General features: G+C 66.8%; 17 protein-coding genes. 12 read left to right on the forward strand and 5 right to left on the reverse strand.

Going from position 1 to position 14,843, the window contains the following annotated elements:
* The first annotated feature begins 31 nt into the window (after nt 1–31).
* Nucleotides 32–871 (forward strand): tRNA (adenine-N1)-methyltransferase, encoded by an 840-nt coding sequence (locus tag RMCB_RS21865; RefSeq protein ID WP_201028330.1) that lies wholly within the window; start codon nt 32–34, stop codon nt 869–871.
* A 2-nt stretch (nt 872–873) separates the two neighbouring features.
* Here the strand turns inward: RMCB_RS21865 and RMCB_RS21870 are convergent, their stop codons facing one another.
* From RMCB_RS21870 to RMCB_RS21880, 3 genes are all read right to left on the reverse strand, one after another.
* Nucleotides 874–1,167, reverse strand: coding sequence for a DUF503 domain-containing protein (locus RMCB_RS21870; RefSeq protein WP_029372987.1), 294 nt, complete (start codon nt 1,165–1,167; stop codon nt 874–876).
* A 7-nt stretch (nt 1,168–1,174) separates the two neighbouring features.
* Nucleotides 1,175–1,597 (reverse strand): lipoprotein LppK, encoded by a 423-nt coding sequence (locus RMCB_RS21875; protein ID WP_109784377.1) that lies wholly within the window; start codon nt 1,595–1,597, stop codon nt 1,175–1,177.
* A gap of 124 nt (nt 1,598–1,721) precedes the next feature.
* Complete coding sequence (locus RMCB_RS21880; protein ID WP_029372989.1) at nt 1,722–2,225, reverse strand: MTB12 family secreted protein; 504 nt, start codon at nt 2,223–2,225, stop codon at nt 1,722–1,724.
* Nucleotides 2,226–2,370: 145 nt separating this feature from the next.
* Between RMCB_RS21880 and arc the strand changes: the two genes are divergently transcribed.
* A complete protein-coding gene (arc, locus tag RMCB_RS21885) occupies nt 2,371–4,212 on the forward strand; it encodes a proteasome ATPase (RefSeq protein ID WP_062830444.1) in 1,842 nt (613 codons plus the stop codon).
* Here the strand turns inward: arc and RMCB_RS21890 are convergent.
* On the reverse strand, nt 4,145–5,353 hold the full coding sequence (locus RMCB_RS21890) for a DUF418 domain-containing protein (protein WP_063979655.1): 1,209 nt from the start codon (nt 5,351–5,353) through the stop codon (nt 4,145–4,147). The two genes, arc and RMCB_RS21890, sit on opposite strands and share 68 nt — an antisense overlap.
* Nucleotides 5,354–5,402: 49 nt before the next feature.
* Here RMCB_RS21890 and RMCB_RS21895 point away from each other — a divergent pair, with 49 nt between their 5' ends.
* Entirely contained in the window at nt 5,403–5,960 is a 558-nt protein-coding gene (locus RMCB_RS21895; RefSeq protein ID WP_234792207.1) for a TetR/AcrR family transcriptional regulator, read from the forward strand.
* Here RMCB_RS21895 and RMCB_RS21900 read toward each other — a convergent pair.
* The gene (locus RMCB_RS21900; protein ID WP_062830445.1) at nt 5,941–6,843 is read right to left on the reverse strand and encodes a LysR family transcriptional regulator; all 903 of its coding nucleotides are present in this window, start codon (nt 6,841–6,843) and stop codon (nt 5,941–5,943) included. The two genes, RMCB_RS21895 and RMCB_RS21900, sit on opposite strands and share 20 nt — an antisense overlap.
* Nucleotides 6,844–6,914: 71 nt before the next feature.
* On the opposite strand from RMCB_RS21900, the gene RMCB_RS21905 reads away from it, so the two are divergent.
* The 9 genes from RMCB_RS21905 to prcA all read left to right on the forward strand — a co-directional run bounded on the left by RMCB_RS21905 (nt 6,915) and on the right by prcA (nt 14,843).
* On the forward strand, nt 6,915–7,823 hold the full coding sequence (locus RMCB_RS21905) for a DMT family transporter (RefSeq protein ID WP_062830446.1): 909 nt from the start codon (nt 6,915–6,917) through the stop codon (nt 7,821–7,823).
* A gap of 389 nt (nt 7,824–8,212) precedes the next feature.
* A complete protein-coding gene (gene ectA / locus RMCB_RS21910; RefSeq protein ID WP_062830447.1) occupies nt 8,213–8,794 on the forward strand; it encodes a diaminobutyrate acetyltransferase in 582 nt (193 codons plus the stop codon).
* Nucleotides 8,795–8,887: 93 nt separating this feature from the next.
* Nucleotides 8,888–10,174, forward strand: coding sequence for a diaminobutyrate--2-oxoglutarate transaminase (gene ectB, locus RMCB_RS21915; protein ID WP_062830448.1), 1,287 nt, complete (start codon nt 8,888–8,890; stop codon nt 10,172–10,174).
* Between the two features lie 15 nt (nt 10,175–10,189).
* Nucleotides 10,190–10,582, forward strand: a complete 393-nt coding sequence (locus tag RMCB_RS21920) for an ectoine synthase (RefSeq protein WP_062830449.1) — start codon at nt 10,190–10,192, stop codon at nt 10,580–10,582.
* Nucleotides 10,579–11,451, forward strand: a complete 873-nt coding sequence (gene thpD, locus RMCB_RS21925) for an ectoine hydroxylase (protein WP_062830450.1) — start codon at nt 10,579–10,581, stop codon at nt 11,449–11,451. The genes RMCB_RS21920 and thpD overlap by 4 nt, the downstream gene beginning before the upstream one ends.
* A 9-nt stretch (nt 11,452–11,460) precedes the next feature.
* The gene (gene dop, locus RMCB_RS21930) at nt 11,461–12,957 is read left to right on the forward strand and encodes a depupylase/deamidase Dop (RefSeq protein ID WP_029372999.1); all 1,497 of its coding nucleotides are present in this window, start codon (nt 11,461–11,463) and stop codon (nt 12,955–12,957) included.
* 94 nt (nt 12,958–13,051) lie between these two features.
* Nucleotides 13,052–13,246, forward strand: a complete 195-nt coding sequence (locus RMCB_RS21935; protein WP_029373000.1) for a ubiquitin-like protein Pup — start codon at nt 13,052–13,054, stop codon at nt 13,244–13,246.
* Nucleotides 13,243–14,115 (forward strand): proteasome subunit beta, encoded by an 873-nt coding sequence (prcB, locus tag RMCB_RS21940; protein ID WP_201028331.1) that lies wholly within the window; start codon nt 13,243–13,245, stop codon nt 14,113–14,115. Before RMCB_RS21935 ends, prcB begins: the two co-directional genes overlap by 4 nt.
* Nucleotides 14,115–14,843 carry a proteasome subunit alpha gene (gene prcA / locus RMCB_RS21945; RefSeq protein WP_062830451.1) on the forward strand — a complete coding sequence of 243 codons (729 nt, stop codon included), beginning with the start codon at nt 14,115–14,117 and terminating at the stop codon, nt 14,841–14,843. The genes prcB and prcA overlap by 1 nt, the downstream gene beginning before the upstream one ends.

Below are 14,843 nucleotides of genomic sequence, written 5' to 3' on the forward strand. Positions count from 1 at the left end.
CGCGGCGGGCCTACTGGCAGGCTGGGGGACCGTGCCAAGGACCGGACCGTTCGCCGTGGGTGACCGCGTGCAGCTCACCGACGCCAAGGGCAGGCACTACACGATGGTGCTGACGCCGGGCGGGGAATTCCACACTCATCGCGGGATCATCGCCCTCGACGGCGTGATCGGCCTGCCGGAGGGCAGCGTCGTCAAATCGACCAACGGTGACCAGTTCCTGGTGCTGCGCCCGTTGCTGGTCGACTACGTGATGTCGATGCCGCGCGGTGCGCAGGTGATCTACCCCAAGGACGCCGCGCAGATCGTGCACGAGGGGGACATCTTCCCCGGCGCGCGCGTGTTGGAGGCGGGCGCCGGATCGGGTGCGCTGACGTGTTCGCTGCTGCGCGCCGTCGGGCCGGGCGGCACGGTGATCTCCTACGAGCTGCGCGACGACCACGCCGTGCATGCCGAACGCAACGTCGTCACCTTCTTCGGCGAGCGGCCGCAGAACTGGGATCTGGTGATAGCCGACCTCTCGGAGTACAGCGGTCCCGAGGTGGACCGGGTGGTGCTCGACATGCTCGCGCCGTGGGAGGTGCTGCCCACGGTCGCGCGGGCGCTGGTGGCAGGCGGCGTGCTGATGGTTTACGTCGCGACCGTCACGCAGCTCTCCCGTGTGGTGGAGGCGCTGCGCGAGCAGCAGTGCTGGACCGAGCCGCGGGCCTGGGAGAGCATGCAGCGCGGCTGGCATGTGGTGGGTCTTGCGGTGCGTCCGCAACACACCATGCGGGGACACACCGCCTTTCTGGTCAGCGTGCGCAAATTGGCCCCGGGTGCCGTGGCGCCCATGCCGCTGCGGCGCAAGCGTCAGCTCGGCGGCAGCGTCTAGCGTCAGTCGTCGCTACGGCTCAGGCCGCGGCGGGTGGACAGCAGGTCCACCTCAGGGCGGCCCGCGACGAGCCGCTCGGCGGCGTCGAGCACGTCCACCACGTGGGCGTGGTCTCCGGCGACGACCGCGATACCGATCCCGGCGCGACGGTGCAGCTCGTGGGCACCGGTCTCGGCCGCCGACACGGCGAACCTGCGATGCAACTCGGCGATGATCGGCCGGATCACCGACCGCTTCTGCTTGAGCGAGCGGACATCACCGAGCAGCAGATCGAATTCCAGCCAACCGATCCACATCCGACGCTCAGGGGGTCGGTGTCGGGGGAGCCGGCGCGGGCGCCGCGGTGCGGCCCAGTTCCAGCAGCATGTCGGCGGTATGCCGGGTCAGCAGCCAGTCGGTGCCGTGCGGCGTGAACTCCATCGGGAAACTGAACTGCTTGCCCTGGCCACCCGGGGAAGGCGTCGTGACCGTGATGGTGGCGACCACGTTGCCCGCAGTCGATTGCGACCAGGCCAGGTCCTTGGCCTCGAAGTCCAGGGGGATGAAGCCGTAGTCGGCGAGCGCTCGGCCGAACTTGTCGAGGGCCGCGGCGTCGTCGGTGGTCGAGTGCTCCACGAGGCCGACCTTGTTGGCGCCTGGGACGTTGACGTCGGCGAGCCGGTACAGCACGCTCGTCAGGGCGTCCGGCGCGGGTAGCGGCGCGGCCGGAGGGGCCACGGGCGTCATCAGCGACGAGGTCGCCGGGGGCGGCGGTGAGGCCGCAGGGTGGTCATTCTGACTGCACCCCGATAGCCCAAGTGCCGCCACACATGTGGCGGCACTCAGGATCGCGAGGCGGATCAATTAACCGTCAGTTGACCGACGACAGCAGGTTCATGGCCGAGGCCTTGGAGATCTGCCAGCCGGTGGGGCTGGGGCCGGCCACGAACTGGATGTTCTGGGTGGCGGTTCCGCCCAGGTTCGACGTCGCGGTGACGTCGGCGGTGGCTACGCCGCCCTCGTTGTCGATGTTGGCGACGCTGAACGTCAGCGGGAACTTGCCTTCGGCGGCGGCCCGGCTGTAGGCGCGGTCCGCGGCGATGCTTTCGATCCGGCCGATGCCGCCCTGGATGTAGGCCGCCTTGCCGCTGAACGAACCACCGCTGGCCAGTGCCTGCAGGGTCTGAGTCAGGGCACTCTGCAGCTCGGGCGCGGGGGCCTGCGGCAGCGGCGCGTCGAACACGACCGGCTGCACAGCCGGGGCGGACGAGAGGGTGCTGGATGCAATGGACGTCACACCTGCCGCGGCACCGGCCACGACAGCGGCCGCTCCTGCGGCTGCGACAAAGCCGGTAACGAGGGATTTCAGGGTCACGACATTCCTTTCGATCGGACCAACTCAGACATGAGGCTAACAGTGGCGCTGGTGTGTCGAGTTCCTAGACCACACACAAAGGCTGAATCGCCGGTAGCGTTGAAGTTGTTACTGCACCAACTTCCGGTGCGGGAGGGAGCGCAAGATGAGCGAGTCAGAGCGTTCGGACGGTTTCGCCGAGGGCTTTCCAGGTGGTCACTCGGCGCCGGGATCCAGCGAAGAAGCCGCCGAGCTGGAATCGTTGCGCCGCGAGGCCGCAATCCTGCGCGAGCAATTGGAAAACGCAGTAGGCCCGCAGAGCGGTTTGCGCAGTGCTCGCGACGTGCATCAGCTTGAGGCACGGATCGATTCGCTGGCCGCGCGCAACGCGAAGTTGATGGACACCCTCAAGGAAGCCCGTCAGCAGCTGCTTGCCCTGCGCGAGGAGGTCGACCGGCTGGGCCAGCCGCCCAGTGGTTACGGCGTGCTGCTCTCGACGCACGACGACGATACGGTCGATGTGTTCACCTCCGGCCGCAAGATGCGGTTGACGTGCTCACCCAACATCGAGACGGCCACACTCAAGCAAGGTCAGACGGTGCGGCTCAACGAGGCCCTCACCGTCGTCGAGGCGGGCAGCTTCGAGGCGGTCGGCGAGATCAGCACGTTGCGCGAGATCCTCGACGACGGGCACCGCGCCCTGGTGGTCGGGCACGCCGACGAGGAGCGCATCGTGTGGCTGGCCGAGCCCTTGGTGGCTGCCAGCGAGCTGCCCGACGATTCGGGTCTGTTGCCCGATGACGGCCGGCCGCGCAAGCTGCGTCCGGGCGACTCGCTGCTGGTCGACACCAAGGCCGGGTACGCGTTCGAACGCATTCCCAAGGCCGAGGTCGAGGACCTGGTGCTGGAGGAGGTGCCCGACGTCAGCTACCTCGACATCGGTGGCCTGAGCCGGCAGATCGAGCAGATTCGCGACGCGGTGGAGCTGCCGTTCCTGCACAAGGAGCTCTACAAGGAGTACTCGCTGCGCCCGCCCAAGGGCGTGCTTCTCTACGGTCCTCCCGGCTGCGGTAAGACGCTGATCGCCAAGGCCGTGGCCAACTCGTTGGCCAAGAAGATGGCGGAGGTGCGTGGCGACGACGCGCGCGACGCGAAGAGCTACTTCCTCAACATCAAGGGTCCCGAGCTGCTCAACAAGTTCGTCGGTGAGACCGAGCGGCACATCCGGCTGATCTTCCAGCGGGCCCGGGAGAAGGCCTCCGAGGGCACCCCGGTGATCGTGTTCTTCGACGAGATGGATTCGATCTTCCGCACCCGCGGTACCGGCGTCAGCTCCGATGTCGAGACCACCGTTGTGCCGCAGCTGCTTTCGGAGATCGACGGTGTCGAGGGCCTGGAGAACGTCATCGTCATCGGCGCATCCAACCGTGAGGACATGATCGATCCGGCGATCCTGCGGCCCGGCCGTCTGGACGTCAAGATCAAGATCGAGCGGCCGGACGCCGAATCGGCGCAGGACATCTTCAGCAAGTACCTCACCGAGGACCTGCCGGTCCACGCCGACGATCTGACCGAGTTCGGTGGGGACCGTGCCGCCTGCATCAAGGCGATGATCGAGAAGGTCGTCGACCGGATGTACGCCGAGATCGACGACAACCGGTTCCTGGAGGTCACCTACGCCAACGGTGACAAGGAAGTCATGTACTTCAAGGACTTCAACTCCGGCGCGATGATCCAGAACGTGGTGGACCGGGCGAAGAAGAACGCGATCAAGGCGGTTCTGGAGACCGGTCAGCCGGGCCTGCGCATCCAGCATCTGCTCGACTCGATCGTCGACGAGTTCGCCGAGAACGAGGACCTGCCCAACACCACCAATCCCGATGACTGGGCCCGGATCTCGGGCAAGAAGGGCGAGCGGATCGTGTACATCCGCACGCTGGTCACCGGGAAGAGCTCGAGCGCGTCTCGGGCGATCGACACCGAGTCGAACCTGGGTCAGTACCTGTAGCGGATGCCGTCGCGCCCGCCAGGGTCCGGTAGCTGGTGTTCCACAGCCACTCCACCGGGCCCCGGCGGAACCGGCGCAGCCACAGGTGCGCGAACGTCACGATCGCGATCACGACCGTCAGATAGATCGCGATGGTGGCGGGTACCCGGAGCTGCGGCGGCGTGGCCGCGGCGAGGCCGAGCCCCCAGCCGTAGCACAGCGCCGAGGCGACGAGGTTCTGTAACACGTAGCTGGACAGCGCCATTCGGCCCACCTCCGCCAGCCGCCTGCCGGCCCACCCGAGAGTGGGCCTGCCGGTATAGAACTCGGCCACCGCGGACAGGATGGCCAGGGAGACCAGGGGTGCGACGCCGTAGCGTGCCAGCAGCAGGCCGACACCACCCGCGCCGGCCTCCAACGCGATGTCGACGGGCGCGGCGACGGCGAAACCCAGCCACATCAGCCTGCGGCGTAGCGTGGCACCCCGCGGGTCGAGGATGCCGGCATGAAACAGCCTGGCGCCCAGCAGGAACAGTGCGATCGACATCGGGAAGATCAGTATCGTCTCGAGCCGGAACAGCACGACGTGATCGAGGCGGAACGCCACCAGATCCCAGAACGATCCGTCGGCATAGGGATTGGGTTCGAGGCGCCGCGGTGGTCCTTCGGTGTGCGGCAGCATCAGCAGTCCGGCAGCGAGCGTCGTTAGCAAGGCAACGTGCAGGGTGGCAGCGATCGCGATGATGCGGCGTTGGGTGCGTGGCGACGTCACCAGCAGGTAGGACACGATCCACCCGGTGATGGCATAGCCGGTGAGCACGTCGAACTCCGTCAGCAAGACGAAATGCACGGCGCCGTCGAGCAAGAGCAGCGCCGCGCGCCAGGGATAACTCCCGGGCCAGCGCAGGCCCGCGCGCAGCGCCGAACGTTGCTGCAGGGCAAGGCCGATGCCGAACATGACAGTGAGCAGCCCGAGGAACTTGCCCTGCGCGAGGAGCTGCAGCGCCACTTCAAGCGGGTGCCAACCATATGGGGTGCTGCTGCCGCCGAGGTAGCCGACCATGCCTTCGGGGTTGGTGAAGATCCAGATGTTGGTGCCGAGCGTGCCCAGGATCGCGATACCGCGCAGAACGTCCAGGGAGTGCAGACGTGACGAGGACATGTGCGCGGACGCTACCATACGATCGTATGGGTGCGGCTATCATCGCCGTGTGGGCGAGCCGTATGAGCGGATGGCCGAAGCGGTGCTGGCGGTTCTGGTCGCCGACGGCTTCGAGGGCGTGTCGGTGCGAAAAGTGGCTGCGCGGGCTGATGTTTCGATCGGAGCCGTGCAGCACCATTTCCCTACCAAGGATGCGATGCTCGCGGCGGCGATGGACCGCGCCGGTGAACGCTTCATGGCGCGGCTCGATGAGCAGATGCGGCCCGATATGCCCGCCGCCGAGCGCCTGGAGGCACTTGCCGTTGCGCTCGTGTGCCCGGATCCGCGGGACCGTGACATCAGCGTGGCCTGGCTGCTACGGCTCGCTCGTGCCGCCGTGCACGAACCCACCGCTGCGCGCCACCGTGCGGACTGGGCCCGGATGGCGGACTGGATGCGGTTGCTGATCGCCGAGTCTGCCCCCACGGTCGATGCCGACCCGGCCGCCGTCGAATTGCTTGCTCTGCTCGACGGTTTGGCGTGTTCGGTGGCGGTCGAGCCGGAGCGGGTAGGCCCCGATATGGCGGAGCGGATCGCGCGAAGTCATGTCAGGCGTCTGCTGCGCTGACCGCCGCCGCGACCGCGCGCAGCTCGTCGAGCACCGCGCCGACGGCCGGGCGCGTCGCGGCGCCCGTGCGGGTGACCGCCTCGATGCGGCGAGCCAGGGTGATGTCGCTGACCGGTAACCGGACGAGCGGGCGGGTCAGCAGGACATGACGCGGCATCAGTGCGATGCCGAGACCCGCGTGGACGAGTTCTTCGACGACGCGGAAGTCGTTGACCCGCTGGGTGATGCGTGGCTGCACGCCGGTCAGCAGTGTGATCGAGGTGAGGACGTCGTCGAGCACGAGGCCGCCCTCGACCCCGATCCACCGATCGTCGGTCAACTCGGCCAGCCGGACCCGATCGTGGCGGGCCAGCGAGTGCTCGGCCGACACCACCACGTCGAGTGGTTCGCGCAAGAGCTCGGTGGCGGTGAACCGTGGCTCCCAGTCCGGGACGGCGCGCTCGTCGCGGTGGACCACGACGATGTCGAACTCGGCGAGCTGTTGCGGGGCGCGTGATGCCGGAACGTCGATGTCGCGGCCGAGCACTTCGATGCCGCGGTCACGCGCTCGGATGATCAACGGCGCCAAGAGCATTGCCGCGCCCGACGGGAAGAACGACACGCTGACGGTGCCCTGCGGCGACGTTCGGTAACTGTCCATCTCCGCGCGGGCACGCTCGAGCGCGGCCAGCACGGCGTCCGCGTGGCCCACGAGCACCCGGCCGGCGTCGGTCAGCCGTACCCGACGGCCTGCCGGCTCGATCAGTGCGACACCCGCCTCGCGCTGGAGGATCTTGAGCTGCTGGGACACCGCCGACGGCGTCATCGACAGCACGTCGGCCACGGCGGCGACGGTGCCGTGATCGGCGAGTTCGCGCAACATCCGCAGGCGACCGGCATCCATGAAGAAATTCTACATATAACAAGAAGAATCATTAGCTTGACTGAATTTACACGATCCAACAGGCTGTACGCATGCCCAATCGAACCGCCGACCTCGCGCTGCTCGGCGTCGCCGTCGTCTGGGGTTCCAGCTACCTCGCGACCAAGGAACTGGCCACCGGCGACACCGTATTCGCCTTGCTGGCAATGCGGTTCGTCATCGCCGTGGCGGCGCTGGCCGGGCTGACCGGGCCCCGGTTGCGGCGCGTCACCGCACCGGAATTGGCCTCGGGGATGATCTGCGGCACCGTCCTGTGGGCCGTATACGCGTGCGAAACCTACGGTGTCACTCGCACATCGGCGTCCAACGCGGGGCTGTTGATGGCGTTGACGATCGTCGTGACGCCGCTGCTGCAGGGTGCGCGCAGTGTCCCCGCGCGGTTCTACGCCGCCGGTTCGATCGCGGTGGCGGGGTGCGTATTGCTCACGCAGGCACAAGGTTTCGGCCCGCCTGGGCTCGGTGACGCGGTCATCGGTGCGGCGGCCCTCCTGCGGGCCGGGCATGTGACCCTACTGGGCCGGCTGGCGGCGGCACACGAGCTCGACGTCACCCGGATGGCTTTGGTGCAGCTGGCGACGGTCGCCGTTCTGTCGGTGGGTGTGGCCACCGCCACGGGGGAACCTTTGAGCTCCCTCGCGGGCGGCATGGGTCCCGGGGACTGGCTGCTGTTGCTGTACCTGGCGTTGGCCTGCACGGTATTTGCATTGGTCGTCCAGGTGCGCGCCGTGCAACGAAGCACACCGGCGCGGGTGAGCCTGCTGCTGGGCACCGAACCGCTGTGGGCCGCCGTCGTCGGCGTCGCCCTGACATCCGATCCGGTCACCGCGGCGGGCGTATGGGGTGCGGCGTTGGTGGTCTGCGGTGCGGTATGGGGTCGGCGGCTGCTCGTGCCGGTGGGGGAGCCGGTATCGGGAAATGGGAGCCGCGCCCCGGTCGGCTGATATTCGACGCCAAACGGTGTTGAAATCGGTGGCCGGAATTTGGTGAATTGCGCATTTTATTGACGCGCCGTAAAGGTGTTGATTTCGTTGCGGAAATGGCGCGTATAGGCCGGTTCTCGCGCCATTCTTTCGGGTCGGCCGGAGCCTGGGCGCGGGGCCGTGTGACAGCCAACAGGCGATTATAACGATTTGATAACGGTGTTGAAGTTCACCCGAACGCCGGTGGCTACGGGATAACCGCAGTTCAGCGCGATGTGGAGACGGTGTCCCCAGGTGTCCGGGCCGGTCGTGCGGCTTGATCATGGACCCCCGGTGTGCTTACGGTCGGGGCACCGATGACTTGAACTGATGACGATTGATGACTGTTCGGTGGTGACTTCTAACTCGATATGCATGTTTACAACAGCGCCCCGCCGCGCGTCCGCGCAGAGCCGGGACGAGATGCGTCGGGCCCGGATGCCCGCAGCGAATTCCTACGGCAGCCGCGTGCCGATGACGCGATAGCGATCCGCGACCTGGCCGCACAAACTCAGGTGCTCGACCTGAACTCGACTTACGCCTACTTGCTGCTGGCGACCGATTTCGCCGCGACCTCGATCGTGGCCGAACGTGATGGCGACCTCCGCGGGTTCATCACCGGCTATCACCCACCGCCGCGACCGGACGTACTGTTCGTCTGGCAGGTCGCCGTGGCTCCGTCGGAGCAGGGCAGCGGGTTGGCCAGCGCCATGATCGATGCACTGGTGCACCGGGTCCGGACGGATCGGCGCGGACATCCGGTCACCGTCGAAGCGACTGTCTCGCTGGATAATTCGGCGTCTCGCGCGTTCTTCGGTGCCTTCGCGCGCCGGCACGGCGTCGCACTCGTCGAGGAGCCCCACTTCGGTGGCGAACTGCTCGCCGCCGACCTCAGCCACGATGACGAACCGATCCTGCGGATCGGCCCGATCGCCGCACCGCTGCCCAACTGATCCCCGGGCGACCGTGGCCGCCGAGCACGTAAGGCCAAGGTGCCCGAACGAATTCCCCAATTGAATCCATTGAACCGATCGGAAGGATTTCCCTTGCTGCTCGCCGAAACCGCGCCCCTGACCGAGGAGCGTCTGCCCGATGTGTTCTCCACGGTGGAGTCCGAGGTTCGCAGCTATTGCCGTGGCTGGCCGACTGTCATGCAGAGCGCCAGCGACTCCTGGGTGACCGACATCGAAGGTCGGCGCTACATCGATTTCTTCGCCGGCGCGGGCGCGCTGAACTACGGTCACAACAACCCGTTGCTCAAGGCTCCGTTGCTGGACTACCTGGCCTCCGATGGAATCGTGCACTCCCTCGACATCGCGACGGAAGCCAAGCAGCGTTTCCTGGAGACCTTTGCGCGGGTGATCCTGGAGCCCCGCGGCCTGGACTTCAAAGTGCAATTCCCCGGGCCGACGGGAGCCAACGCCGTCGAGTCGGCCCTCAAGCTGGCCCGCAAGGTCACCGGTCGTGAATCAATTGTCAGCTTCACCAACGCTTTTCATGGCATGACGCTCGGCGCGCTCTCGGTGACCGGCAATTCGATGAAGCGGGCAGGTGCGGGCATTCCACTGGTCCATGCCACCCCCATGCCGTACGACAACTACTTCGGCGGCGTCACCGAGGACTTTCACTGGTTCGAGCGCGTTCTCGACGATTCCGGCAGCGGTCTCAACCGACCCGCCGCGGTGATCGTGGAAACCGTGCAGGGCGAAGGCGGTTTGAACGTCGCGCGCATCGAGTGGCTGCAGGCGCTGTCGGATCTGTGCCGCACCCGCGACATTCTCCTCATCGTCGACGACGTCCAAATGGGCTGCGGCCGCACCGGCCCGTTCTTCAGCTTCGAAGCCGCGGGCATCGTTCCCGACATCGTCACGCTGTCGAAGTCCATCAGCGGATACGGCCTGCCCATGGCGCTGACGCTGTTCCGCAGGGATCTGGACGTCTGGGCGCCCGGTGAGCACAACGGCACTTTTCGTGGTCACAATCCGGCGTTCATCACTGCCACCAAGGCTCTGGAAAACTATTGGGAAACACCGGAATTCTCGCGGGAGACGGTCCGCAAAGGGGAGCTGGTGCGGGCTCGTCTCGATGACATCGAGCAGCGCCACCGCGGCGTCACGGCCCGCGGACGAGGCATGGCGCAGGGGTTGAAGTTCGACGACGCCGACCAGGCCGCGAAGGTGTGCCGTACCGCGTTCGACCTCGGTGTGCTGATGGAGACCAGCGGTCCCTCCGACGAAGTCGTCAAGCTGCTGCCCCCACTGACCACGTCGGAACCCGACCTGCAAAAGGGTCTGGACATTCTCGACGAATCCGTTTCCGCCGTCCTGAACTGAGGAGCAAGACACCCAATGATCGTGCGTACCACCGCCGAGATCACCGGCACCGACCGCGACGTCGCCGACGGCAACTGGCGGTCCAAGAGGATCATCCTGGCCGGCGACGGCGTCGGGTTCTCCTTCCACGAGACGACCATCAATGCGTCGTCGGTGAGCGAATTCCACTACCAGCATCACGTCGAGGCGGTGTGGGTCGTCGAGGGGACCGGAACATTGACCAATATGGAGACCGGCGAGAACCATCCGCTCGGGCCGGGCACCATGTATCTGCTCAACGGCCATGAGCGCCACCGGGTTACCTGCAATACGCAGATGCGCATGCTGTGCGTGTTCAACCCGCCGGTGACGGGGCAGGAAGTGCACGACGAGACCGGCGCGTACCCGGCGCCGCAGTCGGTCGCATGAGCGACCCTTATCCCACCCGGCTCGATCACGCCATCGCCCCGATCCCGCGTCACGAACCCGCGGTGTGGGGCACCGAATCCGACGGGCCGCTCGTGCAACAGCAGCTGGACTGGTTCGCCGCGCAGGGGTACGTGGTGCGGCCGGACACCGTCTCCGAGGATCGGCTGCCGGCCCTGCGACACGAATTGGACCGGATCGCAGCCGATCTGGACGCAGACGACCCGCGCGTGATCAGAGAGCCCGGTGGATCCATCCGGTCGATCTTCGAGCCGCATCTGCTCAGTGACCTTGTCGCGCAGGTGGTTCGGCTCGACACCGTGCTACCGGTGGCGCGTCAGCTGCTGGGCGGCGACGTCTACATCCACCAGGCCAGGATCAACCTGATGCCCGGTTTCACCGGCACCGGTTTCTACTGGCATTCCGATTTCGAGACCTGGCACGCCGAGGACGGCATGCCCTCGATCCGGGCGGTGTCGTGTTCGATCGCGCTGACGCACAACTATCCGTTCAACGGGTCGCTGATGGTCATCCCTGGATCGCATCAGACGTTCTATCCGTGCGTGGGCGCGACACCGGACAACAATCACGACACGTCACTGGTCGCCCAGAACGTCGGCGTCCCCGACGAGACGACGCTCACCAAGGCCGTCGACCACGACGGGATCGACCAGTTCACCGGCCCGCCGGGGTCGGCGCTGTGGTTCGATGCCAACCTGCTGCACGGATCGGGCTCGAACATCACGCCGCTGCCGCGGTCGAACATCTTCCTGGTGTTCAACTCGGTGGAGAACCAACTGGGGGAGCCGTTCGCCGCACCCCGGCGCAGGCCGGAATACCTGGCAGCCAGGTGCGCAGACCGCGTCACCTAGGCTGGACATATGCAACGGATTATCGGAACTGAGGTCGAGTACGGCATATCCTCGCCCTCCGATCCGACCGCCAATCCGATTTTGACGTCGACGCAGGCGGTTCTGGCGTACGCGGCAGCCGCCGGTATCCAGCGGGCCAAGCGCACGCGGTGGGACTACGAGGTCGAATCACCGCTGCGCGACGCCCGCGGATTCGACCTGTCGCGGGCGTCGGGCCCGCCGCCGATCGTCGATGCCGACGAGGTCGGTGCGGCCAACATGATTCTCACCAACGGCGCCCGGCTCTACGTCGACCACGCCCACCCGGAGTACTCCGCGCCGGAGTGCACCGACCCGATGGACGCGGTGATCTGGGACAAGGCCGGTGAACGCGTCATGGAGGCCGCGGCCCGCCATGTCGCCAGTGTCCCCGGCGCCGTCAAGCTGCAGCTCTACAAGAACAACGTCGACGGCAAGGGCGCGTCGTACGGCTCGCACGAGAACTACCTGATGAGCAGGCAGACCCCGTTCACCTCGGTGATCGCGGGATTCACCCCGTTCCTGGTTTCGCGGCAGGTGGTGACCGGATCCGGCCGGGTCGGCATCGGGCCGTCGGGCGATGACCCGGGGTTCCAGCTCTCGCAGCGGGCCGACTACATCGAGGTCGAGGTCGGCCTGGAGACCACGCTCAAACGCGGCATCATCAACACCCGCGACGAGCCCCACGCCGACGCCGACAAGTACCGGCGGCTGCACGTCATCATCGGCGACGCCAACCTGGCCGAGACCTCGACCTACCTCAAGCTCGGCACCAGTTCGCTGGTGCTGGACCTGATCGAGGAGGGCATCGACCTCTCCGACCTGGCGCTGGCCCGGCCGGTGCACGCGGTGCATGTGATCAGCCGCGATCCGTCGCTGCGAGCCACCGTGGCGCTGGCCGACGGCCGCGAGGTGACCGCACTCGCGTTGCAGCGCATGTACCTGGACCGGGTGGCCAAGCTGGTGGACAGCCGCGATCCCGACCCGCGGGCCAGCCATGTCGTCGAGACCTGGGCCGAGGTGCTCGACCTACTGGAGCGCGATCCCATGGAATGCGCCGAGATCCTCGACTGGCCGGCCAAGCTGCGCCTGCTGGAAGGTTTCCGGCGGCGCGAGAACCTGGCGTGGTCGGCACCGCGGTTGCACCTGGTGGACCTGCAGTATTCCGACGTCCGGCTGGACAAGGGCCTGTACAACCGGCTGGTGGCCCGCGGTTCGATGAAGCGGCTGGTCACCGAGCAGCAGGTCCTCGACGCCGTCGACAACCCGCCGACCGACACCCGCGCGTACTTCCGCGGTGAGTGCCTGCGCCGGTTCGGCGCCGACATCGCGGCGGCGAGCTGGGATTCGGTGATATTCGATCTCGGGGGTGATTCGCTCGTGCGGATTCCAACCCTGGAACCCCTGCGGGGCAGCAAAGCGCACGTAGGGGCGTTGCTGGATTCGGTGGACAGCGCCGTCGAGTTGGTCGAACAGCTCACAACCTGACCGATTGTGATCCCGGGCAATTCGGGTATTGACCGGTACTGTGGAAGAACCGGCAGGGCGCCCGCGCCAGCCGATGACTATGCAGGAGGCAGCGATGGCTCAAGAGCAGACCAAGCGTGGTGGCGGCGGCGGTGACGACGACGACGTCTCCGGCGCATCGGCCGCAGGCCAGGAGCGTCGCGAGAAGCTGACCGAGGAAACCGACGACCTGCTGGACGAGATCGACGACGTGCTGGAAGAGAACGCCGAAGACTTCGTGCGCGCGTACGTCCAAAAGGGCGGCCAGTGACCTGGCACACCAACCTGCCCTCATCTCTCTCCGGAACACCAGCGATAACTGCAGATTTGTCGTCTTTCTCGGACCTGCTCCGTCGTCAGGCCCCTGATCTGCTGCCGGCCAACCGGATGGCGGACGGGTCGGTCACCGGCGCGGCATCGCACGGCACCACGGCCGAATTCGCGCCGCACGGAACGACAATCGTCGCCATCAAGTACTCCGGCGGTGTCGTCATCGCCGGTGACCGGCGGGCCACCCAGGGCAACATGATCGCCAGCCGCGACGTGGAGAAGGTTCACATCGCCGACGATTACACCGCCACCGGCATCGCCGGTACCGCCGCCATCGCGGTCGAGTTCGCGCGGCTCTACGCCGTCGAACTCGAGCACTACGAAAAAGTCGAAGGCGTGCCGCTCACTTTCCGCGGCAAGGTCAACCGCCTGGCCACCATGGTGCGCGGCAACCTCGGCGCGGCGCTTCAGGGTTTCGTGGCGCTGCCGCTGCTGGTGGGCTACGACCTCAACGACGCCGACCCGGCCAACGCCGGCCGCATCGTGTCGTTCGACGCCGCAGGCGGCTGGAACATCGAGGAAGAGGGCTACCAGTCGGTGGGCTCGGGTTCGTTGTTCGCCCGGTCGTCGATCAAGAAGCTCTATCCGACGGTCACCGACGCCGAATCGGCCCTCAAAGTGGCCATCGAGGCGCTCTACGACGCCGCGGACGACGATTCCGCCACGGGCGGGCCGGATCTGGTGCGCGGCATCTACCCGACCGCGGTGACCATCGGAGCCGAGGGTGCCGAGGAGATCACCGAGGCGCGGATCGCCGAGCTGGCCCGTGAGGTGATCGAGAGTCGCACCGCAACGAAAGGTGACGGCTGATGAGCTTCCCGTACTTCATTTCGCCTGAGCAGGCGATGCGGGAGCGGTCCGAGCTGGCCCGCAAGGGCATTGCCCGCGGCCGCAGCGTGGTGGTGCTGGCCTACGACAGCGGTGTGCTGTTCGTGGCCGAGAATCCGTCCCGCTCACTGCAGAAGGTCAGTGAGCTGTACGACCGGGTGGGTTTCGCCGCGGTGGGCAGGTTCAGCGAGTTCGACAAGTTGCGGGTCGGTGGGATTCAGTACGCCGATACCCGTGGCTACGCGTACGACCGCCGCGATGTCACCGGTCGCCAGCTGGCCAACGTGTACGCCCAGACCCTGGGCACCATCTTTACCGAGCAGCCCAAGCCTTTCGAGGTCGAGTTGTGCGTGGCCGAGGTTGCGCACTACGGCGAGACCAAAGCCCCTGAGCTCTACCGGATCACCTATGACGGATCGATCGCCGACGAACCGCACTACGTGGTGATGGGCGGCACGACCGAGCCCATCGTGGCCAAGCTCGGCGAGTCGTACACCGAAAACGCCGATCTCGGGGCTGCCGTGAAGATCGCCGTCGAGGCGCTCAGCTCGGGTGCCGAAGGTTCCGAGCCGCGCAAACTCGGTCCCTCGACCCTCGAGGTGGCGGTCCTCGACGCCAAGCGGCCCCGCCGGTGTTTCCGCCGGATCACCGGGTCTGCCCTGGAAACGCTGCTGCCCGAACCGGATCCGGATAAGGCGCCGGCCGAGTAG

The organism is Mycolicibacterium brisbanense, from assembly GCF_001570425.1.
Classification (GTDB): Bacteria; Actinomycetota; Actinomycetes; order Mycobacteriales; family Mycobacteriaceae; genus Mycobacterium; species Mycobacterium brisbanense.